A 23910-nucleotide genomic window follows, 5' to 3' on the forward strand; every position below is an offset into this window, starting at 1 on the left:
GCAAAGGGCAAGGAGCAACCATGACGGGCTGGCGCATCGTTCCGCGCGGCGGCCAGCGCGACACGCTGGGCGAAGGCACAGTGTGGTCGGCGCGGGAGGGGGCGCTCTACTGGGTCGATATCCTCGCCCCCGCGCTCAACCGGCTGGTGCTCGCAACCGGCAACGTCACGCGCTGGCCTATGCCCGAGCCGCTCGGCTGGGTGGTGGAGCGCACCGGCGGCGGCTTCATCGCCGGCTTACAGAGCGGGTTTGCCGAGCTGGATCTCGATCCCGTGCGCATCCGCCCCATCGCCGATCCCGAGCCGCACCTGCCGGGCAATCGCATGAATGACGGCAAGGCGGACGCGCATGGTGCCATCTGGTGCGGCACGATGGACATGGCGGAGGCGGCCGACACGGGCGCGCTCTACCGCTTCGGCCCCGATCGGCAGATCGGGCGCGCCGACAGCGGCTATGGCGTGCCGAACGGACCCGCTTTCTCCACCGACGGGCGCTGGCTCTACCATAGCGATACCGCGCGCCGCACCGTGTTCCGCTTCCCGCGTCTCGATGCGGCGCGGCTGGGCGCGCGCGAGACATTCATCACCTTCGCCGAGGAGGACGGTCATCCTGACGGCATGACCGTGGATGCGCAGGATCATCTCTGGATCGCGCACTGGGGCGGCTCACGCGTCAGCCGCTTTCGGCCGGACGGCACGCTCGACCGCGCCATCGCACTGCCGGCACGACAGATCACCAACTTGGCCTTCTGCGGCGACGCGCTCGACCGGTTGATCGTCTCCAGCGCCGCCATCGGCCTGCCCGACAGCGACGTGGATGGCGCGCTGTTCGAAGTGGATGCCGGTGTCCGAGGCTGCGCGCCGGGCCTCTTCGCCGGCTAGAGGCTTCGGGCCTGACGGTCGACCCAAGCCTGCCCTTGTTGTCGGCGGCGCCCGCACGCTGCAAAGCGAGGCCGCCATGAGCATGACAGACACGCAGGCCACTGTCGGCCACGCACGCGGCAGCAGCGCCTATCGGCGGCTGACGCTGGCCATGCTGTTCGCCGGCTTCTCCACCTTCTCGCTGCTCTACGCGGTGCAGCCGCTGCTGCCGTTGCTTGCACAAGATTATGCGTTGAGTGCCGAGGCTGCGTCGCTTGCCATTTCGCTCGCCACCGGGCCGCTCGCCGTCGGCATACTTGTGGCAGGTGCGCTGAGCGATCGGCTCGGCCGGCGTCCTTTGATGGTGTTCGCCATGCTCGCCGCCGGCGTGCTGACGCTCGCAGCCGCGTTCGCGCCCGGCTGGCACGCCTTGCTCGCGCTGCGGCTGCTGACCGGGATCGCGCTGGCGGGCGTGCCCGCGGTCGCCATGGCCTATGTCGCGGAGGAGGTGGACGCCGCCTCCATCGGTGCGGCGATGGGGCTCTATATCGGCGGCAGCGCGCTCGGCGGCATGGCCGGACGGCTGGTCGCCAGCCTCGCCGCCGATGTGGCCGGCTGGCGCTGGGCGATCGGTGCCGTCGGCCTGGCGGGCATCGTCATGGCAGAGGCCTTCCGCCGCCTGGCGCCGCCCTCCCGCCGCTTCGTTCCGCGCCGCGGCGGTCACCTTCGCGGCGCGCTCCGCCTGTTCCGCGATCGCGGACTTGTCCTGCTCTATGCCGAGGCGTTCGTCCTGATGGGCGTGTTCATCACGCTCTACAATTATGCGGGCTTTCGCCTGCTCGCGCCGCCTTATGGGCTCAGCCACGCGGCGGTCGGCGCGGTGTTCCTGCTCTATGTGCTGGGCTCGGCCAGTTCCGCCTGGTTCGGCGCACTGGCCGGCAGGCTCGGCCGCCGTCACGTCTTCTGGGTGCCGGTACTGATCCTGATCGCCGGCACCGCACTCACCGCGGCACGGCCGCTCGCGCTGGTGGTGGCGGGGATCGGCGTGGCGACGATCGGCTTCTTCGGCGCCCATTCGATCGCCAGCGCGTGGGTCGGGCGCCGGGGCATCGCCAATCGCGGGCAGGCCTCCGCCTTCTACCTGTTCTTCTATTATCTGGGATCGAGCCTGCTCGGCTCGGCCGGCGGGATCGCCTGGACGAAGGCCGGCTGGCCCGGCGTCACATTGTTCTGCCTCGCGCTCGGGCTCATCGCAGCCGCAGGTGCCGCCGCGCTCGCACGCGTGCCGCCTCTGCCCGTCGCCGATCCCGATCCGCCACCGCCCGTAGAGGCTTGAGGCGGGTCAGGCCGCGGCGGCTTCTCCGCTCCACCGCACGCCGCGCGGCTCAACGAAGCTCGTCTCGAGCGACGCTGCGCGCGCCCTTGCCTCTGCCGCGTACACGCGCAGCAGCGGCGCCACGTCGAGCATCGCGAACCTGATCGCGCCCGCATCGAGCCACGCCGCTTGCTGCCGGAATTCCTTTGCCGTCATTTCATCCTCTCCTGCCCTGACTTAAACAGAGCAGGCGCGAACTTGATGCAGGTAAAGTGGGTTAGAGGAATCTTGCCCGCGGTCCAGACAATCGGTTGATTTTACGTAACCATCGATCGCCCGGCAGCGATCAATCGCCCGTCAGGATGCGGTCCACCAGCTGCTTCACCGTGGGTACGAACCCATTGGAATAGAACGGATCCTGCTTGAACTTGTAGGCGGCGTGGCCCGCGAACATCAGATTGTCGTTGATCGGGCCGCCATGCGCGATGTCCTGCAGCGTCTTCTGAATACAGAAACTGCGCGGATCGGCCAGCCGCCCGGTGGAATTGCCTTCCGTATCCGCCCATGACGAGAACAGGCACTGGCTGAGGCAGCCCATGCAATCCGCCTGATCCTTGCGGATGATGCCCTTCTCCTCTTCGGTGACGAAGACGAGCGTGTTGTCCGGCGTCTTCAGCGCGCTGGTGAAGCCGAGGCCGAACCATTCGCGGGCGCGCATCAGATCACCCTTGGTGACCCAGAAGTTCTTGCCCTTCACGCCCACGTCGAGCTGGTACTGGTGGTCGCCCGCCGCCTCGCCGGAAAAGGCGATCTGCCGCTCGGACCGCGCCTCCAGGTTGCGGAGGAACGGGTTGCGCACCGCCGACGAATAGAAGCCGGTGGGCGAGAAGCGGTGGAGCAGGATGTCACCCTCGTCCAGGCGGGTCAGCTCGTCCTTCCACGCCTGCGGGATCGGGCTTTCCTGCGTCAGCAGCGGCCTTGTGCCGAACTGGAAGGCGATCTGGCCGAGTTCGGGATTGTTGATCCACTCGTTCCAGTCACGCAGGTGCCACACGCCGCCTGCCATGATGATCGGCACGCTGTCGGGCAGGCCGCCCTCGCGCATCGTCTCGCGCAGTGCCTTGACGCGGGGATAGGGATCCTCGGGCTTAAGCGGGTCCTCGGCGTTGGACAGGCCGTTATGCCCGCCCGCGCGCCACGGATCCTCGTAGACGACGCCGGCCAGCCACTCCGCCGCCTTGGAATAAGCGCGTTTCCACAGCGCGCGGAAGGCGCGGCCGGAAGAAACGATGGGCAGGTAATGGACGCCGTAGGAGGCGGCGATCTCGCTCAGCTTGTAGGGCATGCCCGCGCCGCAGGTGACACCCGCGACCAGCCCACGCGTCCGCTCCAGCACGCCGTGCAGCACGCGTTGCGCGCCGCCCATCTCCCACAGCACGTTGATGTTGATGGCGCCCTTCCCGTTCGAGATGTCGAAGGCGCGGCGCACCTGCTCGACCGCGCCGTCAATGGCATATTGGACGAGTTCGTCATGCCGCTCGCGCCGGGTCAGCGCGCGATAGACTTGCGGGATGATCTTGCCTTCGGGATCGTAGCTGTCGGCATTCACCGCGGACACGGTGCCGATGCCGCCCGCCGCAGCCCACGCACCCGATGACATATGGTTCGTCGCCGCGACGCCCTTGCCGCCCTCGATCAGCGGCCAAACCTCGCGCCCGCCATAGTTGATCGGCGAAAGACCCTTGAACACCCGAACAATCCTCCGAACCGCGCCCAGTCCACGCGCATGCCCGCGCGCCTTAAGGCATCGTCGCGGTAAAAGCGCGTCAAAAAGCGGAAGGGTCCAGCGCGCCCGGCCGGCCGGCCGCACCCGCATAGAGCGCGGCATAGGCCGCGATCATCCCGCGCTCGTCATAGTGCGTGCGCGCACGTTCGCGGTTGGACGCACCGACCTGGCGGCGGAGCGCCGGATCGCCGACCAGCTTCGCCAATGCCTCGTTCAGCTGATGATCCGAGTTCGTGACGAACGCCCGGTTCGGCCGCGTCACCATCTCGGCCACGTCGCCGACATCGGTGGACAGGATCGGCAGCCCGGCGGCCATGCCTTCGATGACCGAGATCGGCTGTTGCTCGCTCAGCGACGTCAGCGCGAGGATGTCGAAGTGGCCGACGACGCGGGCGGGCTCCGGCAGGAAGCCGGGCATCAGCACGCGATCCGTCACGCCCAGCCGCGCCGCCTCCGCCTCGATCGCGGCCCGTTCCGGCCCTTCGCCGACGATGACGAGCCGGACCTCCGCAAACGGCGCGATAAGCCGCACCAGCCGCGGCAAATCCTTGACGCCGCGAAGCCCCGCCAGCGTGCCCACCACCACCTCGCCATCGCGGCGCACGAAGCCGGGGATCGCCTGAGGATCGGGCCCGTCGGCATAACGCTCGGTCGGGATGCCGTTGGCGATGCGCCGCACCCGCGACGCCGGCTGCCGCCACACCGATTGGGCGATCCGCTCCAGCGTGAAGGACGGCACCACCACCGCCGCCGCCGTGCCCAGCCCCAGGCGGCGAAACCAGACGCGCTTGGCCTTCTGTCCATCCGCCTCGTCGGCGTTGAAGCCGTCCTCGTGATGGATCAGCGGCGCGCCGCCGAACAGCCGCCGCGCCATGACGGCATCCATCGAGCCCCAATTATAGGTCAGCACCAGATCGAAGCCGCGCATGTAGCGAGACAGCCGGCGATAGCGCGCGATCCCCGGCAGCCCTGCCAGCGAAGGCGCATCCTGCGGGAAGTCGACGCGCACGTGCCGGTCGATCGCGTCGCGGGCGCCGAACTGGTCGGTCGCGCTCAGGATCACATGCTCGGCCTGCGGCCCCCAGGCGTTCATCAGCCGCACGGCGCGCGCTTCCTTGCCGCCGAGCGCGAAGGTGGAATGGCAGTGGAGGATGCGCAGCGGCGCGGTCACCGCGCCTCCACCCGCTCCAGCAGCCGGGCGATCGCCTCGCGCACCATCGGCTCGTCCAGCGTCGGGGTGTGGCCCGCATCGGGCACCTCCACCGTCTCCATCTGCGGCAGCCGCCGCTCCATCTCGCGCACCGTGTCGCTGCTGAGCAGGTCGGTCAGCGCGCCGCGCACCAGCAGCACCGGCGTGCCCTTCAGGCTGTCGAACGCGGGCCAGAGATCAACCCCCGCCTCTCCGCCCGGCAGGCGGAACGGCTCGGCGATCTTCATGTCATAGTCGAACACGATGCGGCCGGCAGGCGTCAGCCGGCACAGCCGCTTGGCCTGCGCCAGCCATTGCTCGATGTCCCACTTGGGATGCGCCACCGCCTGCACCTCGGCCACCGCCCGTGCAGCATGGAGCCACGTCGGATAGCTGGACGACTTGCCGACATAGGTGCGGATGCGCGCCAGCCCGCCCGGCATCAGCGCCGGCCCGATGTCGTTCAGCAGCGCGCCGGCAATGCGCTCCGCCCCGGTGGCGGAGAGCAGCATGGTCAGGATGCCGCCGAGCGACGTCCCGAACAGCACGAAGCGCGGCAGCGCCAACTCAGCAACCAGCGCCTCGACGTCCTGGAGATAGGTGAGCGGCGTGTAGCTGAGCGGATCCTTGGCATAACCGCTCTCGCCGCGCCCGCGCAGGTCCACCGCGATCACGCGCCACCCTGCGGACGACAGGTCGCTGGCAATCTCGTGGAAATCGCGCGCATTGCGTGTCAGCCCGGGCAGACAGATGATCGGCGGACGGGCAGCATCGCCGGGATAGTCGCGATAGTGCAGCCGCACCCCGTCGTTGGACCACCAGTAACCGTCGGCCCACGTCGTCATGCCTGCATGCCCTCCACAGCCCGCCCCATATCGCGTCATGCCCGCTTCCGCACAACCGTCTCGGCCCTGCAACTCGAACACCGTTGATCGTAGCCACCTCGGCAACTGACGATCACGGTGACGTTGCGAATTTCGCACGCCCGCGCCACAACCCGCGGCGATGGCCTCTCTCGTCTCTCACGAACCCGCGACCGGCGCCTTGCTGTGGCAGGGCGACCCCTCGGACGTGCCCGCCGAGGTGGCGCGCGTCTGTGCTGCGTGGCCGCTCTGGGCGGCGCGCCCGCTCACCGTGCGGATCGAGACGATGCGCCGCTTCGCCAACGTCGTCCGCGGCCGCATGGATCGCTTCGCCGACCTGATCGCGCGCGAGACGGGCAAGCCCTTGTGGGAGGCACGCACCGAGGTCGAGAGCGTCATCGGTAAGGTCGAGATCTCGATCGCGGCCTATACCGACCGCACGTCGCAGAAGCGGCTGGAGGGCGCGCTCGGCGCCCGCACCGCGGTCCGCCACAAGCCACATGGCGTGCTGGCGGTGCTGGGACCGTTCAACTTCCCCGCGCATCTGCCGAACGGCCATATCGTGCCGGCGCTGCTCGCCGGCAACGGCGTGCTGTTCAAGCCGTCGGAGAAGACGCCGGCGGTCGGCGCCGAGTTGGTCGCCTGCCTGCATGAGGCGGGCGTGCCCGAGGATGTGTTGCGTGTCGTCCAGGGCGGGCCGGATACCGGCAAGGCGCTGGCCGAGCATCCCAACGTCTCCGGCCTGCTGTTCACCGGCTCCGCCCGCGCCGGCCTCGCGCTCCACCGCGCCTTCGCCGAAACGCCGCAGAAGATCCTCGCGCTCGAGCTTGGCGGCAACAACCCGATCGTGGCGTGGGACACGCCCGATCTTTACGCCGCCGCCGTTACCGTCGTGCAATCCGCTTTCCTCTCCGCCGGCCAGCGCTGCACCGGTGCGCGCCGGCTGATCGTCCGCGATGGCGCGCATGAGCCGCTGCTGGATCAGATCGGCCGGTTGATTGATCGCCTCATCGTCGATCATCCCCACGCCACCCCAGCCCCGTTCATGGGCTGCGTGATCGACAATGATGCGGCAGACGCGGTGCAGGAGGCCTTTCTGGCCCTGCTGTTCAAGGGCGGTCAGCCGCTCAAGCAGCTCGCGCGCCCGCAAGCCGGCCTGCCGTTCCTCACGCCCGCGATGATCGACGTGACCAACGTGCGCGAGCGGCCCGACGCCGAGATCTTCGGCCCCGTCCTCCAGGTGATCCGCGTTCCCGATTTCGATGCTGCGCTCGCCGAAGCCAATGCCACGCGCTACGGCCTGTGCGCCTCGTTGCTCAGCAACACGCCCGATCTTTACGACCGCTTCTGGGCCAATGTCCGCGCCGGCGTGATCAATTGGAACCGGCCCACCAACGGCGCCCCCTCCACCGCGCCGTTCGGCGGCGTCGGCCTGTCGGGCAATCACCGCCCCTCGGCTTATTATGCGGCGGACTATTGCGCCTATCCGGTCACCTCGTCGGAGGCGGAGCTGATCCGCGGCAGCATCGGCATCGGCCTGCGCGACGACTGAGGCCGCCAAACTTCCGCTTCCGTCCGCCCAAGCATCCTTCGATTGCACGGGGCCGGGCGGCGGCCCATCTCCCCGCCATGGTAAGCCTCCTCGATCCAGACGCGCGCGGCCGCGTCATCCTCGTCGGTGCGGGGCCGGGTGATCCCGGGCTGCTGACGGTCCGCGCAGTGGATGCGCTGCGCGTCGCCGATGTCGTGGTGCATGACGGCCTGGTCGATCCGCGCGTGCTCGATCTCGCGCCTGCCGATGCGCAGCGTATCTCGGTCGCCAAGCAGCGCAGCCGCCACACGCTGCCGCAGGAGGCGATCAACGCGCTGATCGTGGCGCACGTCCGCGCCGGCTCCATCGTCGTGCGGCTGAAGGGCGGCGATCCGTTCGTCTTCGGCCGCGGCGGCGAGGAGGTCGAAGCGGTGCGCGCCGCCGGCTTGCCGGTCGAGGTGATCCCCGGCGTTTCCGCCGCGCTCGGCTGTGCGGCCGAGGCGATGTTGCCGCTCACCCACCGCGACTGGTCGAGCGCGGTCAGCTTCGTCGCGGGCCAGTGCAAGGGCCTGAGCGAGCAGGACTGGACCGGCCTTGCCGGCAAGGGCCGCACGCTCGTCATCTACATGGGCATCGCTTCGGGTGCGTCGATCGCCGAGAAGCTGATGGCCGATGGCCTCGCCCCCGATCTGCCGGTCGCGGTGCTGGAGCGCGGCACGCAGCCCGGCAGCCGCGCGATGCGCACCGTGCTGGCCGATCTGGGTGATCTGATCGAGCGGGAGAAGGTCGTCAGCCCGGCCATCATCGTGGTGGGCGAGGTCGTCCTCCTGTCCGACGCCGAGGATCGCCTGCGCACGCTCGCGCAGCGCGCGGAGACACTGGCATGAAGCTGCTCACCGGCAACGATCTCGCGACGGGCGACGTCATCTGGTGGGCGGGCGACGGCTGGTCGCGCCACATCGCCGAGGCGGTGGACGTCGGCCCGCATGCCGAAACGCTCGCCGCGGTCGAGGAGGCGGCACGCCGCGTCAACGGCCCCTATGCGATCGACGCGACGCAAGGGCCCGAAGGCCCCCGCCCCGCCCACATCAAGGATCGCATCCGCGCCGCCGGACCCACCGTCCGCGCCGATCTCGCCATCCGCCCCGCCGACGCGAATCGCGGCGAGTGGGTGATTTGATCCTCTCCCCGAACCTGCCCGTTCTGAAAGCCGCCCGCGATGTATAAGTACGACGAATATGATCAGGCGATCGTCGACGCCCGCGTCGAGGAGTTTCGCGATCAGGTGCGCCGCCGTCTGGCGGGTGAGATCAGCGAGGATCAGTTCAAGCCGCTGCGGCTGATGAACGGCCTCTATCTCCAGCTCCACGCTTACATGCTGCGTGTCGCTATCCCCTATGGAACGCTGAACGCGACGCAGATGCGGATGCTGGCGCACGTCGCGCGCAAGTATGACAAGGGCTACGGTCACTTCACCACGCGCCAGAACATCCAGTATAACTGGATCAAGCTGGACGAGGCGCCCGACATCCTGGCCGAGCTTGCCACGGTCGAGATGCATGCCATCCAGACCAGCGGCAATTGCATCCGCAACATCTCGTCGGATCAGTTCGCCGGTGCCGCCGCGGACGAAGTCGAGGATCCGCGCCCCTGGGCCGAGCTGCTTCGCCAGTGGAGCACCTTCCACCCCGAATTCACCTACCTGCCGCGCAAGTTCAAGATCGCCGTGATCGGTGCTGAGGAGGATCGCGCGGCGGTGAAGCTGCACGATATCGGGCTCCAGCTGCATCGCAACGACGCAGGCGAGGTCGGTTTCCGCGTGTTCGTTGGCGGCGGCATGGGCCGCACGCCGATGGTGGCGCCGGTGATCCGCGACTTCCTGCCCAAGGCTGATTTCCTCAGCTACATGGAAGCGTGCCTGCGCGTCTACAATCGCTACGGCCGCCGCGACAACATCTACAAGGCCCGCATCAAGATCCTGGTGCACGAGATCGGCGCCGCCGAATATGCGCGACAGGTCGAGGAAGAATGGGCGCATGTGAAGACGCTCGGCCTCGACGCGCCCGCGGCCGAGTTCGAGCGGATCGCCGCCTTCTTCGCGCCGCCTGCGTTCGAGACGGGCTTGAGCGACACGATCGACCGCAGCGATCCCGATTTCGCCGTCTGGCTCGATCAGAATGTGTCCGCGCACAAGGCGCCTGGCTATGCCGTCGTCACCATCAGCCTGAAGCCGACCGGCGGCATTCCGGGCGATGCCACTGCCGACCAGATCGATCTGATGGCCGATCTCGCCGAGCGCTACAGCCTGGACGAGCTGCGCATCACCCATGCGCAGAACGTCGTCCTGCCGCACGTCCGCAAGGCGGATCTCTACGCCGTGTGGCAGGCGCTCGACGCATCCGGACTCGCCGCGCCGAACCTCGACCTGATCGGGGACATCATCGCCTGCCCGGGCCTCGATTATTGCGCGCTGGCCAATGCCCGCTCGATCCCGCTCGCGCAGAAGATCTCGCAGCGCTTCGCCGCAACCCAGCACGATCTGGGCGAGCTGAAGCTGAAGATCAGCGGCTGCATCAACGCCTGCGGCCACCACCACGCCGGCCACATCGGCATCCTCGGCGTCGACCGTAAGGGTGTCGAGAATTACCAGCTGCTGCTCGGCGGCTCGGCGGCGGAGGATGCGAGCCTCGGCCGAATCACCGGGCCGGGCTTCGATGAGGACGGCGTGGTCGATGCGATCGAGCGCGCTGTCGACACATACCGCTCGCTCCGCACCGAGGGCGAGCGTTTCCTCGACACCTATCGCCGCGTCGGCATGGCGCCGTTCAAGGAGGCGATCTATGGCTGATCCGGACCAGAGCGACATTGGCGGCGAGCCGAAGCTCCGCTTCCGCAATGACGAGCCGCACGAGGAGCCGGCGGTCACGCTCGATTCGTTCCTCGGCCAATCCAACGCCACAGCCGTGCGGCTGGAATCGGACGAGGATGCCCGCGCGCTGCTGCCGCATATCGATCGGCTTGCCTTGGTTGAGGTCGCCTTTCCCAAGTTCCGCGACGGCCGCGGCTATTCCGCAGGCCGCATCCTGCGCGAGGCCGGCTATACGGGGGAGTTGCGCGCACAGGGCGACGTGCTGGTCGATCAGATCCCGCTGATGCTGCGCTGCGGCTTCGATAGCTTCGCGCCCGAGGCGTCCGTCGATGCCAAGACGCTGGCCGAGGCGCTGTCGCGCTACACCGCGGTCTATCAGAAGGCAGCGGATGCGCGCCGCCCCGTCTGGGCCCTGCGTCATGGCTGAGGCCGCCCGCAAGCTCGACCTGCTCGATCTCGCGCCCGCCTTCACGCAGGCTGATGTCGATGCGCTCAACGCCCGTTTTGCCGGGGTCGACACGCACACCATGCTCCGCACGCTCTTCGCCGAAGGGCTGCTCGGCCGCACCGCCATTGTCTCCTCCTTCGGCACGGAGAGCGCGGTACTGCTCGCCCTCGTCGCCGAGGTCGCGCCGGAGACGCCGGTCATCTTCATCGACACGCTGAAGATGTTCCCCGAAACGCTCGCCTATCGCGAGACGCTGCTTACCCGGCTCGGCATGCCGAATGGCAGCGTGGTTGCGCCGGACGAGACCGTGCTGGCGGCGAAGGACGAGGCGGGGCTGCGCTGGTCCTATGATCCGGACGGCTGCTGCGCGATCCGCAAGGTGGAGCCGATGGCACGCGCCAAGCAGGGGCTGGACAGCTGGATCTCCGGCCGCAAGGCCTTCCAGTCGCAGACGCGCCAGTCCATCCCGCGGTTCGAGCTGGACGAAGGCCGCCTCAAGGTGAACCCGCTCGGCGATTGGGTGAAGGCCGATCTCGACGCCTATTTCGCCGAGCACGATCTGCCGCGCCACCCGCTCGAGGCCGAGGGCTATCTCTCCATCGGCTGCCAGCCCTGCACCTCCAAGGTGAAGCCCGGCGAAGACCCGCGCGCCGGCCGCTGGCGCGGGTGGGACAAGGTGGAATGCGGTATCCACGTGCCCCTGAGCGACGCGGACCAGCCGAGCTTCTGACGCGCGGCGCTACAGCGCCTCGTAGCCGCTGCCCTCGGCCAGGTCGGTGAACTTGGTCGTCCGCGCCTCGAACTTCAGCTTCACCTTGCCCGTGGCGCCGTGGCGCTGCTTGGCGACGATCAGCTCGGCGAGCCCGAAGGCGCGGTTCATGTCCGACTGCCACTTCTCATAAGCCGCCACGTCGTCGACCGAGGGCTCGCGTCCCTGCAGGTAGTAATCCTCGCGATAGACGAACATCACCATGTCCGCGTCCTGCTCGATCGAGCCCGATTCGCGCAGATCCGACAGCTGCGGGCGCTTGTCCTCGCGCTGCTCAACGGCACGGCTGAGCTGGGAGAGCGCCATCACCGGGACGTGCAGCTCCTTGGCCAGCTGCTTCAGGCCGCGCGAGATTTCCGAGATTTCCTGCACGCGGTTGCCGTCGCGGCTGTTGCCCGACCCTTGCAGCAGCTGAAGATAGTCGACCACGATGAAGCCGATGCCCCGCTGCCGCTTCAGCCGCCGCGCGCGCGTGCGCAGCGCCGCGATGGTCAGGCCCGGCGTATCGTCGATATAGAGCGGCAGCGACTCCAGCTCCGCCGCCGCACGTGCCAAGTTGCGGAAGTCCGCCTGGCTGATCTTGCCCATGCGCAAATTTTCCGAGCTGATCCCCGATTGCTCGGACAGGATACGCGTGGCCAGCTGGTCCGCGCTCATTTCCAGGCTGAAGAAGGCGACCGGCGCGCCGACCGACTTGGCCGGATCGATCCCGTCCTCCTTGTCGCGGAGGAAACGCTGCGCCGCGGAGAAGGCGATGTTGGTGGCGAGCGAGGTCTTGCCCATGCCCGGTCGCCCGGCGAGGATCATCAGGTCCGAATTGTGCAGGCCGCCAATCTTGCCGTTCACCGAATCGAGGCCGGTCGTGATGCCCGACAGATGCCCGCCGCTGTTGAGCGCCCGCTCCGCCTGCTCCACCGCCATGCGCGTGGCCGCGGCGAAGCTCTTGGTCGATCCCTCGCCGCCGCCCTGCTCGGCCACCTTGTAGAGCGCGACCTCGGCCGCCTCGATCTGTGCCTTGGGGTCGATCGACTCGGAGGTGTCGAGCGCATCCTCCACCATCTCGCGCCCGACGCCGATCAGCGCGCGCAGCAGCGCCAGATCATAGATCTGCGCCGCAAAGTCGCGCGCGCCGACCAGTGCCGCGCCCGACCCGGTCAGCTGCGCCAGATAGGCCGGGCCGCCATGCACGCGCATCGCCTCGTCCGCCTCGAACTGGGGGCGGAGCGTCACCGGGTTGGCGATCATGTTGCGATCCACCAGTCGCAGGATGGATTCGTAGATGCGCCCGTGCAGCGGATCGTGGAAATGGTCGGCGCGAAGCTTCACCTGCACGTCCTCGACCAGCCGGTTGTCGAGCATCAGTGCGCCCAGCAGAGCGGCCTCGGCCACCGGATTGTGCGGCAGGACGGGCGCGTCGGCGGGCGCCGGAACGGGGGGGACGGGCTTCAGCATGCGCCTATCATCGGCCGCCGGGCGCCCATGCTCAAGCCCGCATCCACATCATCCACAGCTAAGCGCCGAACCTGTGGATGGTCAGGGAGCGGTCCGCCCCGGCCCACCCCTCGCTTTCGCCCGCGTGAGCCGGTATCCGGCGGGCAAGCCATGGCCGAACCCGCCTCCTCCGTCCGCCCACCGGATCCGCGCCTCGTCGCCGTCGAGCTGGACGAGGGATCGATCGGCGCGCGCTCGGCCGATATCGAGCAGGAACGAAGCATCGCCATCCTCGATCTGCTCGAGGCCAATCACTTTGCGCCCTGCCGCCCCTATCCGCACGATTATGCCGGCCCCTACCGGCTGACGCTGCGGGTGGAGGAGGGGCGGCTGGCGCTCGACATCGCGGCGGATACGGGCGAGCGGCTGGAGACCCTCATCCTCGCGCTCGGTCGCTTCCGCCGGCCGATCAAGGATTATTTCGCGATCTGCGATAGCTATTTCGCCGCGATCCGCCAGGCCGGTCCGCAGCAGATCGAGACGATCGACATGGCCCGGCGCGGCGTCCACAATCAGGCGGCGGAGCTGCTGATGGAACGGCTGGAAGGCAAGATCGAGGTGGATTTCGACACGGCACGGCGACTGTTCACGCTAATCTGCGTGCTGCACATCCGGGGGGACAGCGTTGGCTGAGGCACTTGCGCACGAAGATGTTGGCGCTGCACTGTTGATCGGGGAGGCGCTGGGCGCCGCGCGCAACGCGCACGCGCCTTATTCGCGCTTCGCCGTGGGCGCGGCGCTGCTGCTGGCCGATGGCAGCATCGTCACCGGCACCAATTTCGAGAATGCCAGCTACGGCCTGTCGCTCTGCGCTGAAACGGTGGCGATTGCCGCCGCCAATGCGCAAGGACGGCTGCGCGATGTCGTCGCGGTCGGTGTGGTCGGCGGGGCGATGGCCTCGGACGGGCTGACCAGCGTCGGCCCGGTCCGCCCCTGCGGGCGCTGCCGCCAGATCATCCATGAAGCCGCCTCGCTCGGCGGCCGCGACATCGTCGTCTATTGCGGCGACGCCACGGGCGGCTCGGTCGAGCGGCATCTCGCCTCCGCACTGCTGCCACACGCCTTCGGGCCCGGCGATCTGGGGATCGGCTGAGCCATGGCCATCCAATCCGACCGCTGGATCCGCGAGCAGGCGCTCGAGCACGGCATGATCGAGCCGTTCGTCGAGGCGCAGCGCCGCGACAACTGCATCAGCTACGGCCTGTCCTCCTACGGCTATGACGCGCGCGTGGCGGACGAGTTCAAGATTTTTACCAATGTCGACAACGCCATCGTCGACCCGAAGGATTTCGCGCAGAACAGCTTCGTCGATCGCAAGACCGACTGCTGCATCATCCCGCCCAACAGCTTCGCGCTCGCCCGAACCGTGGAGTATTTTCGCGTGCCGCGCGACGTTCTGGTGATCTGCCTCGGCAAATCCACCTATGCCCGCTGCGGCATCATCGTGAACGTGACCCCGCTGGAGCCCGGCTGGGAGGGCCACGTCACGCTGGAGTTCAGCAACACCACGCCACTCCCCGCCAAGGTCTATGCCAATGAGGGCGCCTGCCAGTTCCTGTTCCTGCAGGGGAACGAGCCGTGCGAGGTCAGCTATGCGGACCGGGCGGGCAAATATATGGGCCAGCGCGGCGTCACCCTTCCGCGGCTCTAGACCGGGACCACGCTGAACCACGTTGATGAGGGCGGAGCCGGTCAGGCTCCGCCCCTCTTGTCAGCTTACATGGCGCCGGCGGGCACCATCTGCTTGGCGTGCATCAGGTGGCGCTCGATCACCGGCACCGCGGTGGAGGCGACCTGCTTCAGCGCCGGATCGGTGCCGTCCGTGGCATAGCCCTTGTGCAGCGCCCACGCCGTCTGGTGCGCCTGCATCTGCTGCTGCAGGTACATCGTGTCGAAGCCCTCCTTCGGCGCCTTCTTCAGCAGCGCGATCTTGGCGGCATTGTCGGACGACAGCTTGGTCCCCGGCTTGGCGATCGTGCGGTCGCCATTCTTCAGCGCCGCCATCAGCGACTTGGACGTCATAGTGTGATCGGCGATCATCTCGCGCGCGAACGCCTTCACGTCGTCGCGCTTGGACCGGCTGAGCGCCAGCTTGCTCGACTGGATCTCGTACATGTCGCTGTCAGCCGCCATCTTGACATAATCGGTAGCCGACACGCCCGTCAGCGGGGCCATGCCCGCATCGGACGCGGTCATGCTGCCGCTGGCGGCCATGTCCTGCGCGAAGGCCGGCGCAGCGACGAGGGCGAGCGCACTCGCGGCAAGGAACGTGCGGATCATTTGAGGTTCACTCCGTTACGACAGATTGCCGCGGCCAAACGGCGAGGCGATCCGGGCGTTCCGCTCATTACGCATGCGTTAACGTCTTCTCCCCTGATGCCGGATGTTGGCCGGCCGCCCGCGCTTGCCCGGCACGCGTCGATCCTTGTGGGCGGTACGCGGCCGCTCGTCGCCGCCTTCCGAGCCGTCGGGCAGTTCGAAGCGCAGCGCGCCCGAAATCGGGTTGGCCTCCGCCAGCCGCAGCTTCATGCGGTCGCCCATCGCGAAGCGCGTGCCCGTCGCCTCACCCACCAGCGCATTGCCCTTCTGGTTGAAGTGGAAGCGCTCCGCCCCCAGTGTCGAGACGGGCACCAGCCCGTCGCCGCCAAAGCCCTCGACCGTCGCGAAGAAGCCGAAATCGCGGACGCCCGTGATCCGCGTCTCCATCAGCTCGCCGACATGCGCGGCGAGATAGGCCGCGACATAACGATCGACCGTCTCGCGCTCCGCCTCCATCGCACGCCGCTCCGCCGCGCTGATCGCCTCGCCCAAGGGCGTCATCCGCTCAGCATCCGCATCGCTCAGCCGCGTTTGCTGCACCGCCGGCTCCAGCCCGTACGCGCCGACCAGCGAGCGGTGAACGATCAGATCGGCATAACGGCGGATCGGCGAGGTGAAGTGGGCATAGCTGCCGAGCGCCAGCCCGAAGTGCCCGGCATTGACCGGCGCATAATAAGCCTGCGTCTGGCTGCGCAGCACCTGCTCCATGATCTGCGGCCGAATCGCCTCGTCGTCGATGCGCTCGATCAGCCGGTTGAACGTCGCGGGCTTCACCACCTGGCCGAGTGCGAAGCTGATGCCGAACGTGTCGAGATAATCCTTAAGCGCCACCAGCTTCTCGCGGCTCGGGCTCTCATGCACGCGGTACATGACGGGCGCCTTCCTCGCCTCCAGCGCCTTGGCGGCGGCAACGTTGGCGGCGATCATGTAATCCTCGATCAGCCGGTGCGCATCCAGCCGCTCGCGGGGGGCCACCGACAGGATGCGGCCGGTCTCGTCGATCACCACGCGCCGCTCGGGCAGGTCCAGCTCCAGCGGCTCGCGCGCCTCCCGCCCGGCGAGCAGCGCGCGCCAGCATGCCCAGAGGGGCAGGAGCGCTTCCTGCACCAGCGCCACGTCCACGCCGTTCGGGCGAACCGTTATTTCGGCCGCGGTGGCCGCATCCACCGCCGCCTGCGCATCCTCATAGGCGATGTTCGCCGCCACCCGGATCAGCGCACGCGAGAAGCGCCACGACAGCAGCTTGCCCTTGGGCGACACCTTCAGGTGGCACGCCATCGCCGCTCGATCCACGCCCTCCTTTAGCGAGCAGACGTCCGCCGAGAGCACTTCCGGCAGCATCGGCACGACGCGGTCCGGGAAATAGACGCTGTTGCCCCGCTTGCGCGCCTCGCGGTCCAGCGCGCCGCCCGGCCGCACGTAGAAGCTGACGTCCGCGATCGCGACAATAGCGACGAAGCCGCCTGCATTGTCGGGGTCCTCGTCCGCCGCCGCCCAGACCGCATCGTCATGGTCGCGCGCATCCGCGGGATCGATCGCGACGATCGGCAGGTGCCGCAAATCTTCACGTCCCTCGCCCAGCGGCAGCTTCGCCCGCTCCGCCGCCTCGCTCAGCGCGTCTTCGGAGAAGACGTCGGGGATGCCATGCTTGTGGATCGCGACGAGGCTGAAGCTGCGCGGCGCGAACGGATCGCCCAGCCGCTCGGTCACGCGCAGCGTCACGCGCGGCGGCCGCCCCGCTTTCTCCGCCAGCACGAGATCGCCCGCCCCCGCCTCGCCTGCGTCGGAGACCATCCAGTCGCGCTTCTCGCGCTTGTCGACGGGCTTGAGCCACAGCCTGTCGCCCTCGCGGTGCAGCACGCCCAGCACCAGCTCCTCGCCGCGCGCCAGCTTCTTCATCGGGTGCGCGCGCCAGCCCTGGCCCGCTTCTTCCGTCCGCGCGAGGATGCGATCGCCGGCGCCCAGCGCGCTGCCCTTGGCGCCGCGCCGCTCCACCACCCGGATGCGCGGCGGCGGAATGCCCTCCGCCTCCCACCGCTCGGGCACGGCGAAGACGTTGCCGCCATCGTCCACGTCGACGATCCGCAGCACCGTCACCTTCGGCACGCCGCCCGCCTTGTGGAAGGCGCGGCCGGGCGCCGAGTCGATCAGCCCTTCATCGGCCATGTCCTTCAGCAATTGCTTCAGCGCGATCTTGTCCTGCGCATGCAGGCCGAAGGCGCGTGCAATCTCGCGCTTGCCCGCGGGCACGTCGGATTGTGCGATGAAGTCTAGGATCTGCTGCCGTGTCGGCAGTCCGGGCGTTGAGCGAGGCATGACAGGACAGATAGGGTGCCGAGCCTGCTATGTCTCGCCCGGGCGGAGCGAATGATGCTTGACCTTCTCGTCATTGGCGGCGGCATCAACGGCACGGCCATCGCGCGCGACGCGGCGGGGCGCGGGCGCTCCGTCCTGCTGGTCGAAGCGGACGATCTCGCCTCGCACACCTCGTCGGCCTCCACCAAGCTGATCCATGGCGGCCTGCGCTATCTGGAGACGTTCGATCTCCGGCTGGTGCGCGAGGCACTGGTGGAGCGAGACGTGATGCTCCGCGCCGCACCCCACCTCATCTACCCGCTCCGCTTCGTCCTGCCGCAGGCGCCCGGCACGCGCCCCGGCTGGATGATCCGCGCCGGGCTGCTCCTCTACGACACGCTCGCCTGGGGAACCGCCTTGCCGCGCGCCGCCCGCGTCGATCTCGGCCCGCCGCTGAAAAGCGGGCTGACGCGCGGCCATGCTTATTCCGATGCATGGGTGGACGATGCCCGCCTCGTCATCCTCTACGCCCTCGATGCTGCGCAGCATAAGGCGGAGATCCGCACCCGCAGCCGCCTCGCCTCCGCCGTCCGCGAGGGCGATGCATGGACCGCAACGCTGGCGAATGGCGAGCAGGTCCGCGCCCGTGCGCTGGTCAATGCCGCCGGGCCGTGGGTGGAGGACGTGCTGCGCGCGCGCCTCCGCCGCAACGCAGGCTCGCACGTCCGTCTCGTCCGCGGCAGCCACATCGTCGTGCCGCGCCTGCCCGGCCAGACCGACGCCTATCTCCTCCAGCAGCCCGACGGCCGCATCGTCTTCGCCATCCCGTACGAGCGCGATCTGACGCTGATCGGCACCACCGATACGCCCGTCGACGATCCCGCCGACGCCACCGCCTCGGACGCGGAGGTCGCCTATCTCCTCGCCGCCGCCAACCGCTGGCTCGCCCGACCGCTCAGCCACGCCGACGTGCGCCACCGCTTTGCCGGCATCCGCGCGCTCCACGACGACGGCCGCTCCACCGCACAGACCGTCACCCGCGACTACCGGCTGGAGCTGGATGACGAGGGCGCCCCGCTCCTCTCCGTCTTTGGCGGCAAGATCACCACCGCACGCGCGCTCGCCGAGGCGGCCGTGGACCGGCTCGGCTGGGGCAAGGGCTGGACACGGAGCGCGATCCTGCCCGGCGGCGATCTCGGCATGCCGTTCGACGCCTTCCTTCAGCAGGTCCGCACTCGATGGCCGGCGCTTGGCGAAGCGCGCAGCCTGCGCATGGCCCGTGCCTATGGCAGTCGCTTGGCCGCCGTGATCGGCCGAGGCCTCGGCGAGGAGCTGGGCGGCGGCCTTACCGCCGGCGAGGTGCGCTATCTGCGCGATCACGAATGGGCGCGGACGCCCGACGACGTGCTCTGGCGCCGCACCAAGATCGGGCTACACACCGGAGCCGATACGGCGGCGCGCGTCGCCGCGGTGCTGGAGGGATAAGTGGCGCGGCACATCCTCAGTCTCGATCAGGGCACCACCTCCACCCGCGCCATCGTCTTCGACGAAGCCGGCCGCCCCTTGCGCACCGCCGCGCGCGAGTTCCGCCAGCATTATCCCCGCGCGGGCTGGGTCGAGCATGATCCCGAGGACATCTGGCGCGACACGCAGGAGGTGATCGCCGAGGTGCTGGACGATCAGGTCGTCGCCATCGGCATCACCAACCAGCGCGAGACGATCATCCTGTGGGATCGCGCCACCGGCCGCCCGCTGCACAATGCCATCGTCTGGCAGGATCGCCGCACCGCCGACACGTGCGAGGCGTTGCGCCAGGAGAGTGTAGAACCCGCGGTCCGCGCCAAAACCGGGCTACTGCTCGATCCCTATTTTTCCGCCACCAAGCTCGCCTGGCTGCTCGATCATGTCGAGGGCGCCCGCGCCCGCGCGGAGGCGGGAGAGCTTGCCGCCGGCACGGTCGACAGCTTCCTCCTCTGGCGCCTGACGGGTGGCCGCGTCCACGCCACCGACGTCACCAACGCCGCGCGCACCCTGCTCTACGATATCGTGCGCGATTGTTGGGACGACGATCTGTTGCGCCTGTTCCGCGTGCCCCGCGCGCTCTTGCCCGAGGTGCGCGGCAATGCCGAGCTGTTCGGCGAGACCGGCCTGTTCGGCCGAACGCTGCCGATCTGCGGCATGGCGGGGGATCAGCAGGCGGCGCTGGTCGGCCAGGCCTGCTTCCGGCCCGGCATGGTCAAGTCCACCTACGGCACCGGCTGCTTCCTGCTCGCGCATACGGGCGACGCGCCGGTGATCGGCGAGGATCGCCTGCTCGCCACGCCCGCCTGCCGCATCGACGGCGAGCGCGCCTTTGCGCAGGAAGGCTCGATCTTCGTTGCGGGTGCGGCGGTGAAGTGGCTGCGCGACAAGCTCGGCCTGATCGAGGCGGCGGATGAGAGCGCCACGCTCGCCGCGCAGGTGGCGGACGATCATGGCGTCGTCCTCGTCCCGGCCTTCGTCGGCCTCGGCGCGCCGCACTGGGCGCCGCATGCCCGCGGCCTGATCTCCGGCCTGACGCTCGACAGCTCCGCCGCCACCCTCGTCCGCGCCACACTGGAATCGATCGCCTTCCAGACGCGTGACCTGACCGACGCCATGGCGGAGCGCCCCACCGCCATCCGCATCGACGGCGGCATGGCCGCGAACGACTGGTTCGCCCAGTTCCTCGCCGATATGCTGGAGGTGCCGGTCGAGCGGCCCGCCTGCACCGAGACGACGGCGCTGGGTGCCGCCTGGCTCGCCGGTCTCGCCAGCGGCATCTGGGCAGATACAGCGGCGCTGGAGGGCTGCTGGTCCGCCGCCCGCCGGTTCGAACCGCGCATGGACGACGCGCATCGCGATCGTCTGCTCTCCGGCTGGCGCGATGCGCTGCAGCGGGCGCTGCTTTAGACCTTTCCGGTTTGGCCCGGTTCGGGCTCCACTCGACGCGCCGGCCATTCAACCTGCATTTAGCAAGGAACGGGTCCGGAGCGGCTCTGTTGTGGCCGCAGCCGCGCTTAAGTGGCTCAACCGAGAGGAATTACCATGGTTCACGCATCGGCGATCTTCGATTCTCATGCGGAAGCAGAGCGTGCAGTGTCCGAGCTCCGGTCGGCGGGCGTCAGGGATACGGATCTCTCGATCATCGCCCACCATGGCGGCACCACGACGGCGACGTCCGGCGAGGGCGAGATCACGGACGAGCATCACCGCAACGTCCTGCGCGGCATCCTCGGCGGCGGCGCGCTGGGCGCCGGCCTGGGCGTTGCGGCGCTGGCGATCCCGGGCGTCGGCCCGCTGGCGGCGGCGGGTGCGATCGCCGCATCGGCAGTGCCCGAGGCGATGGCGATCGGCGCGGGCCTCGGCGCGCTTACCGGCACGTTCAACGAAGTGCTGACCAAGCATGGTGTCAGCCACGAAGATGCCGATTACTATGGCAGCCGCATGAAGGATGGCGGCGTCGTGGTGACGGTCGGCGGGTCGGACATCGATGCCGATCGCGCGCGCGAGATCCTCTATCGCGCCGGCGGCCACAATTCGACGCAGGCGCGCACCTCGGCCTACTGATCCGGGCCGGGCCGGGGCAGTGCCCCGGCCCGGGACCTCACCGACCGAAACGCTCCGGTGCGTAGCGCGCCACGTCGATCCCGCTCACCGGCTCAGGCAGCCCTTCGCCCAGCACCAGTGCCGCGCCGATCATCGCCGCGGCCGGCGCGGTCTGGATGCCGAAGCCGCCCTGCCCCGCATACCAGAAGAAGCCCGGTGCCCGGCCGTCCCAGCCATAGACCGGCACGCGGTCCGGCGCGAAGGAGCGCAGGCCCGCCCACGCCCGCTCCCGCTTCACGATCCGCCAGTCGACCGCGCGCTCCAGCCGGTCGATCGCCAGCGCCACGTCGAGCTCGTCAGGCGCTGCATCGCACGGGTCGGTCGCGCTCTCGTCATGCGGCGACAGCCACAGCCGCCCGCCGGCCTCCGGCTTAAAGTAGAAGCTGCCGGCGACGTCCATCGTCAGCGGCAGGTCGGGCGGTGCGGGGGGATCGACCTCCAGCTGCACCACTGTCCGCCGATAGGGCTGGATCGCGATCGGCTGCGCCCCCGCCATCGCCGCCACCGCACTCGCCCACGCCCCCGCCGCATTGACGACGGTGTCGGCCACCAGCGTGCGCCCGTCCGCCAGCGCGATCTCCCACGCCGATCCGTTGCGCATCAGCCCGGTCACCCACGCGTCGCACCACAGAACCGCACCCGCGCCCTTGGCGGCCTTCAGCGCCGCCGCATGCAGCCCGGCCACATCGATGTCCGCGCAGGTGGGCTCGGCCAGGCCGTGCGGATAGTCACCGCGCAGTCCGGGGATGATGCATTGCGGATCCACCCGCTCCAGCCGCACCGCCGGGAATTCCGCCTGCATCGCGTCCAATAAAGCACTCTCGGCTGGCCGCCCCAGATGCAGCCCACCGCGCGGGCCCAGCCAGGGCGCCAGCAGCGGCCCCGACGCGCTGGTCAGCGGCTGGATCGCCGGGCCGCCATAGGTCTCGCTCCAGAAGGCGGCGGAGCGGCCGGTCGAGTGATAGCCCGGCTGCGCCTCGCCCTCGAGCAGCACGACACGCGCCCGCTCACCGATCGCCGCCGCCAGCGTTGCGCCAGCAATCCCCGCACCGATGATGGCGATGTCCGTCCTCATGCCGCCACCGCCGCGTCAAGGAAGCCGTCCACCGCCGCCAGCGCCGCATCGCGGATCGGGTCGGCCTCGCGCAGTATCTCGTGCCGCGCGCCGGGAAAGTGCCGGATCGTCGCGCCGACCCGCGCCGCCGCCGCGCGCACCGCCTTGTTCGACACGAGATGCTCGCGCCCCGCGGTCAGCACCAGCATCGGCGGCAGATCCGCCGGCAGCGCCGCCAGCGCCGCCTCCTGCGCCGCGATCGAGCGGAAGGCCGCATCCAGCCAGCCCCAGCGCGGCGGCCCCACCGAATAGCCGGGATTGGCGTCGCGCCACCATGTCGCGTCTGCAAGCCGCTCGGCACTGCTCGTGAGCAGGGATTCGCGCAGCCGGCCGCGGTCGCTCACGATCGGCCGCTCCGCCAGGCCGAGCCGCACCGCCGCCGCCGCGATGCCGCGCGCCAGCGCGGGCGGGATCGGCCCGGCCGCCAGCCCCAGCATCGGCGCCACCAGCACCGCCGCGGCCGGCCGCCAGCCGCGCTCCAGCATCAGCCGCAACGTCAGGTGCCCGCCCATCGAATGGGCCACCACGGCCGCGGGTGCCTGCCCCTCCGCCATCCAGCCGGTGACGAACCCGTCGAGATCGTCCAGCAGATCGTCCAGCGCCGCCTCGTTCTGCCCCGGCTGGCGCGATCCGCCCTGCCCCCTCCAATCGAAGCTCGTCACGCGCCACCCGCGCGCTTGCCAGTGCGCCATCGCCTCCAGATACTTTTCGGCGAAATCCGCACGTCCGGTGAGGAACAGGAGCCGCCGGTCGCCCGCGCCGCCCGTGGGCCAGTCGAGCCGCCGCAGCCGCCAGCCGTCGGCGCAGGCGTGGTCGCTCACCTCCACCCCTTTCGGGATGGCCCGGCGATCGAACGGGATTGAAGCGGCCGTCATGGTTATCGCCGGTTACGGTTTTGCAAGCCTTGCCGTCTAGTGCGCACGCCCCATGGTGGCGACCTCGATCATCGGCGCAGGGCTCGTCCTGCTGCTTGGCTATGCCGCGTGGGGCGACATCCGCTCCCGCGAGATCCCGAACTGGATCGTCCTCGTCATCGCGCTCGCCGCCCCCTTGTGGTGGTGGGCGGACGGGCTCGCCCTCTGGTCGGAGGTGGGAATGCGGCTGCTCACCGCGCTCATCGTCTTCCTCGTTTTCACCGGCGCCTGGGCGATCGGCATGATGGGCGGCGGCGATGTGAAGCTGCTCGCCGCGATCGCGCTGTGGCTGGCGCCGCTGCCGCTCCTCGACATGCTGTGGCTGATGGCGGTGGTCGGCGGTGTGCTGACGATCTGGATGCTGGTGCTGCACCGCTGGCGCCGCGCCGAGGGTCGGCCCGAAGTGCCCTATGGTGTCGCAATCGCCGCAGCCGCCGCCTGGGTGGTGACGAACCAGATTTTAACCACTCCGGTCGCATGACTGCGAACAAGCGCAAGTAGCGCCGATTCCAAAGGGGGC

At 69.2% G+C, this 23910-nt stretch carries 24 protein-coding genes; 15 read left to right on the plus strand and 9 right to left on the minus strand.

Annotation, left to right across the window (positions count from 1 at the left end):
• Positions 1-20 precede the first annotated feature (20 nt).
• Positions 21-881 carry an SMP-30/gluconolactonase/LRE family protein gene (locus tag BM360_RS04200; RefSeq protein ID WP_093311147.1) on the plus strand — a complete coding sequence of 287 codons (861 nt, stop codon included), beginning with the start codon at positions 21-23 and terminating at the stop codon, positions 879-881.
• A 76-nt stretch (positions 882-957) separates the two neighbouring features.
• A complete protein-coding gene (locus BM360_RS04205) occupies positions 958-2196 on the plus strand; it encodes an MFS transporter (RefSeq protein ID WP_242653310.1) in 1239 nt (412 codons plus the stop codon).
• A gap of 6 nt (positions 2197-2202) precedes the next feature.
• Here BM360_RS04205 and BM360_RS04210 read toward each other — a convergent pair whose 3' ends face one another.
• The 4 genes from BM360_RS04210 to BM360_RS04225 form a co-directional block, all read right to left on the minus strand.
• Positions 2203-2391 (minus strand): hypothetical protein, encoded by a 189-nt coding sequence (locus tag BM360_RS04210; protein WP_093311150.1) that lies wholly within the window; start codon positions 2389-2391, stop codon positions 2203-2205.
• A 130-nt stretch (positions 2392-2521) separates the two neighbouring features.
• Positions 2522-3925: an NAD(P)H-dependent flavin oxidoreductase gene (locus BM360_RS04215; protein ID WP_093311157.1), complete on the minus strand. Its 1404-nt coding sequence runs from the start codon at positions 3923-3925 to the stop codon at positions 2522-2524.
• 76 nt (positions 3926-4001) lie between these two features.
• Positions 4002-5132, minus strand: coding sequence for a glycosyltransferase family 4 protein (locus tag BM360_RS04220; RefSeq protein WP_093311163.1), 1131 nt, complete (start codon positions 5130-5132; stop codon positions 4002-4004).
• The gene (locus BM360_RS04225; RefSeq protein WP_093311171.1) at positions 5129-5995 is read right to left on the minus strand and encodes an alpha/beta fold hydrolase; all 867 of its coding nucleotides are present in this window, start codon (positions 5993-5995) and stop codon (positions 5129-5131) included. Before BM360_RS04225 ends, BM360_RS04220 begins: the two co-directional genes overlap by 4 nt.
• A 160-nt stretch (positions 5996-6155) precedes the next feature.
• On the opposite strand from BM360_RS04225, the gene astD reads away from it, so the two are divergent.
• The 6 genes from astD (at position 6156) to BM360_RS04255 (ending at position 11591) form a co-directional block, all read left to right on the plus strand.
• Positions 6156-7565 (plus strand): succinylglutamate-semialdehyde dehydrogenase, encoded by a 1410-nt coding sequence (gene astD, locus BM360_RS04230; RefSeq protein ID WP_093311177.1) that lies wholly within the window; start codon positions 6156-6158, stop codon positions 7563-7565.
• A 77-nt stretch (positions 7566-7642) separates the two neighbouring features.
• Positions 7643-8431, plus strand: coding sequence for a uroporphyrinogen-III C-methyltransferase (cobA, locus tag BM360_RS04235; protein WP_093311184.1), 789 nt, complete (start codon positions 7643-7645; stop codon positions 8429-8431).
• Positions 8428-8724, plus strand: coding sequence for a DUF2849 domain-containing protein (locus tag BM360_RS04240; RefSeq protein ID WP_093311190.1), 297 nt, complete (start codon positions 8428-8430; stop codon positions 8722-8724). The genes cobA and BM360_RS04240 overlap by 4 nt, the downstream gene beginning before the upstream one ends.
• Positions 8725-8763: 39 nt before the next feature.
• Complete coding sequence (locus BM360_RS04245; RefSeq protein ID WP_093311195.1) at positions 8764-10392, plus strand: nitrite/sulfite reductase; 1629 nt, start codon at positions 8764-8766, stop codon at positions 10390-10392.
• Positions 10385-10840, plus strand: a complete 456-nt coding sequence (locus tag BM360_RS04250) for a DUF934 domain-containing protein (protein ID WP_093311197.1) — start codon at positions 10385-10387, stop codon at positions 10838-10840. The genes BM360_RS04245 and BM360_RS04250 overlap by 8 nt, the downstream gene beginning before the upstream one ends.
• Positions 10833-11591, plus strand: a complete 759-nt coding sequence (locus tag BM360_RS04255) for a phosphoadenylyl-sulfate reductase (RefSeq protein ID WP_093311200.1) — start codon at positions 10833-10835, stop codon at positions 11589-11591. The genes BM360_RS04250 and BM360_RS04255 overlap by 8 nt, the downstream gene beginning before the upstream one ends.
• Positions 11592-11600: 9 nt before the next feature.
• On the opposite strand, the gene BM360_RS04260 is transcribed toward BM360_RS04255, so the two are convergent.
• Positions 11601-13082, minus strand: a complete 1482-nt coding sequence (locus BM360_RS04260) for a replicative DNA helicase (RefSeq protein WP_093311203.1) — start codon at positions 13080-13082, stop codon at positions 11601-11603.
• A 150-nt stretch (positions 13083-13232) separates the two neighbouring features.
• Between BM360_RS04260 and BM360_RS04265 the strand changes: the two genes are divergently transcribed.
• Genes BM360_RS04265 through dcd form a run of 3 tightly spaced genes read left to right on the plus strand, consistent with a single transcriptional unit; the run spans position 13233 to position 14772 of the window.
• The gene (locus BM360_RS04265) at positions 13233-13754 is read left to right on the plus strand and encodes a UPF0262 family protein (protein ID WP_093311205.1); all 522 of its coding nucleotides are present in this window, start codon (positions 13233-13235) and stop codon (positions 13752-13754) included.
• Positions 13747-14214, plus strand: coding sequence for a cytidine deaminase (locus BM360_RS04270; RefSeq protein WP_093311208.1), 468 nt, complete (start codon positions 13747-13749; stop codon positions 14212-14214). The genes BM360_RS04265 and BM360_RS04270 overlap by 8 nt, the downstream gene beginning before the upstream one ends.
• A gap of 3 nt (positions 14215-14217) precedes the next feature.
• A complete protein-coding gene (gene dcd, locus BM360_RS04275) occupies positions 14218-14772 on the plus strand; it encodes a dCTP deaminase (RefSeq protein WP_093311211.1) in 555 nt (184 codons plus the stop codon).
• Between the two features lie 65 nt (positions 14773-14837).
• Here the strand turns inward: dcd and BM360_RS04280 are convergent, their stop codons facing one another.
• Positions 14838-15401: a DUF4142 domain-containing protein gene (locus tag BM360_RS04280; protein ID WP_093311213.1), complete on the minus strand. Its 564-nt coding sequence runs from the start codon at positions 15399-15401 to the stop codon at positions 14838-14840.
• Between the two features lie 78 nt (positions 15402-15479).
• Positions 15480-17756, minus strand: a complete 2277-nt coding sequence (locus BM360_RS04285) for a ribonuclease R family protein (protein ID WP_093311217.1) — start codon at positions 17754-17756, stop codon at positions 15480-15482.
• 51 nt (positions 17757-17807) lie between these two features.
• Here BM360_RS04285 and glpD point away from each other — a divergent pair, with 51 nt between their 5' ends.
• The 3 genes from glpD (at position 17808) to BM360_RS04300 (ending at position 21323) form a co-directional block, all read left to right on the plus strand.
• Positions 17808-19220: a glycerol-3-phosphate dehydrogenase gene (glpD, locus tag BM360_RS04290; protein WP_093311220.1), complete on the plus strand. Its 1413-nt coding sequence runs from the start codon at positions 17808-17810 to the stop codon at positions 19218-19220.
• On the plus strand, positions 19221-20666 hold the full coding sequence (gene glpK, locus BM360_RS04295; protein WP_093311223.1) for a glycerol kinase GlpK: 1446 nt from the start codon (positions 19221-19223) through the stop codon (positions 20664-20666). It abuts the gene before it with no gap.
• Positions 20667-20852: 186 nt separating this feature from the next.
• Positions 20853-21323 (plus strand): hypothetical protein, encoded by a 471-nt coding sequence (locus BM360_RS04300; RefSeq protein ID WP_131819178.1) that lies wholly within the window; start codon positions 20853-20855, stop codon positions 21321-21323.
• 37 nt (positions 21324-21360) lie between these two features.
• Here BM360_RS04300 and BM360_RS04305 read toward each other — a convergent pair whose 3' ends face one another.
• Positions 21361-22437 carry an NAD(P)/FAD-dependent oxidoreductase gene (locus tag BM360_RS04305; protein WP_093311229.1) on the minus strand — a complete coding sequence of 359 codons (1077 nt, stop codon included), beginning with the start codon at positions 22435-22437 and terminating at the stop codon, positions 21361-21363.
• The gene (locus BM360_RS04310) at positions 22434-23351 is read right to left on the minus strand and encodes an alpha/beta hydrolase (protein ID WP_093311232.1); all 918 of its coding nucleotides are present in this window, start codon (positions 23349-23351) and stop codon (positions 22434-22436) included. The genes BM360_RS04305 and BM360_RS04310 overlap by 4 nt, the downstream gene beginning before the upstream one ends.
• A gap of 52 nt (positions 23352-23403) precedes the next feature.
• Here BM360_RS04310 and BM360_RS04315 point away from each other — a divergent pair, with 52 nt between their 5' ends.
• On the plus strand, positions 23404-23871 hold the full coding sequence (locus BM360_RS04315) for an A24 family peptidase (protein WP_093311234.1): 468 nt from the start codon (positions 23404-23406) through the stop codon (positions 23869-23871).
• Positions 23872-23910 lie beyond the last annotated feature (39 nt).

It is taken from the genome of Sphingomonas jatrophae (genome assembly GCF_900113315.1).
Lineage (GTDB): Bacteria > Pseudomonadota > Alphaproteobacteria > Sphingomonadales > Sphingomonadaceae > Sphingomonas_P > Sphingomonas_P jatrophae.

Excerpts from the sequence above, each read along its gene's own strand:
- BM360_RS04315 (WP_093311234.1), top strand. The coding sequence starts at position 23,404 with ATGGTGGCGACCTCGATCATCGGCGCAGGGCTCGTCCTGCTGCTTGGC.
- BM360_RS04280 (WP_093311213.1), bottom strand. The coding sequence starts at position 15,401 with ATGATCCGCACGTTCCTTGCCGCGAGTGCGCTCGCCCTCGTCGCTGCG.
- BM360_RS04205 (WP_242653310.1), top strand. The coding sequence starts at position 958 with ATGAGCATGACAGACACGCAGGCCACTGTCGGCCACGCACGCGGCAGC.
- BM360_RS04200 (WP_093311147.1), top strand. The coding sequence starts at position 21 with ATGACGGGCTGGCGCATCGTTCCGCGCGGCGGCCAGCGCGACACGCTG.
- glpD (WP_093311220.1), top strand. The coding sequence starts at position 17,808 with ATGATGCTTGACCTTCTCGTCATTGGCGGCGGCATCAACGGCACGGCC.
- BM360_RS04310 (WP_093311232.1), bottom strand. The coding sequence starts at position 23,351 with ATGACGGCCGCTTCAATCCCGTTCGATCGCCGGGCCATCCCGAAAGGG.
- BM360_RS04225 (WP_093311171.1), bottom strand. The coding sequence starts at position 5,995 with ATGACGACGTGGGCCGACGGTTACTGGTGGTCCAACGACGGGGTGCGG.
- BM360_RS04210 (WP_093311150.1), bottom strand. The coding sequence starts at position 2,391 with ATGACGGCAAAGGAATTCCGGCAGCAAGCGGCGTGGCTCGATGCGGGC.
- BM360_RS04265 (WP_093311205.1), top strand. The coding sequence starts at position 13,233 with ATGGCCGAACCCGCCTCCTCCGTCCGCCCACCGGATCCGCGCCTCGTC.
- BM360_RS04285 (WP_093311217.1), bottom strand. The coding sequence starts at position 17,756 with ATGCCTCGCTCAACGCCCGGACTGCCGACACGGCAGCAGATCCTAGAC.
- BM360_RS04255 (WP_093311200.1), top strand. The coding sequence starts at position 10,833 with ATGGCTGAGGCCGCCCGCAAGCTCGACCTGCTCGATCTCGCGCCCGCC.
- dcd (WP_093311211.1), top strand. The coding sequence starts at position 14,218 with ATGGCCATCCAATCCGACCGCTGGATCCGCGAGCAGGCGCTCGAGCAC.
- BM360_RS04245 (WP_093311195.1), top strand. The coding sequence starts at position 8,764 with ATGTATAAGTACGACGAATATGATCAGGCGATCGTCGACGCCCGCGTC.
- BM360_RS04250 (WP_093311197.1), top strand. The coding sequence starts at position 10,385 with ATGGCTGATCCGGACCAGAGCGACATTGGCGGCGAGCCGAAGCTCCGC.
- BM360_RS04240 (WP_093311190.1), top strand. The coding sequence starts at position 8,428 with ATGAAGCTGCTCACCGGCAACGATCTCGCGACGGGCGACGTCATCTGG.
- BM360_RS04305 (WP_093311229.1), bottom strand. The coding sequence starts at position 22,437 with ATGAGGACGGACATCGCCATCATCGGTGCGGGGATTGCTGGCGCAACG.
- BM360_RS04260 (WP_093311203.1), bottom strand. The coding sequence starts at position 13,082 with ATGCTGAAGCCCGTCCCCCCCGTTCCGGCGCCCGCCGACGCGCCCGTC.
- cobA (WP_093311184.1), top strand. The coding sequence starts at position 7,643 with ATGGTAAGCCTCCTCGATCCAGACGCGCGCGGCCGCGTCATCCTCGTC.
- astD (WP_093311177.1), top strand. The coding sequence starts at position 6,156 with ATGGCCTCTCTCGTCTCTCACGAACCCGCGACCGGCGCCTTGCTGTGG.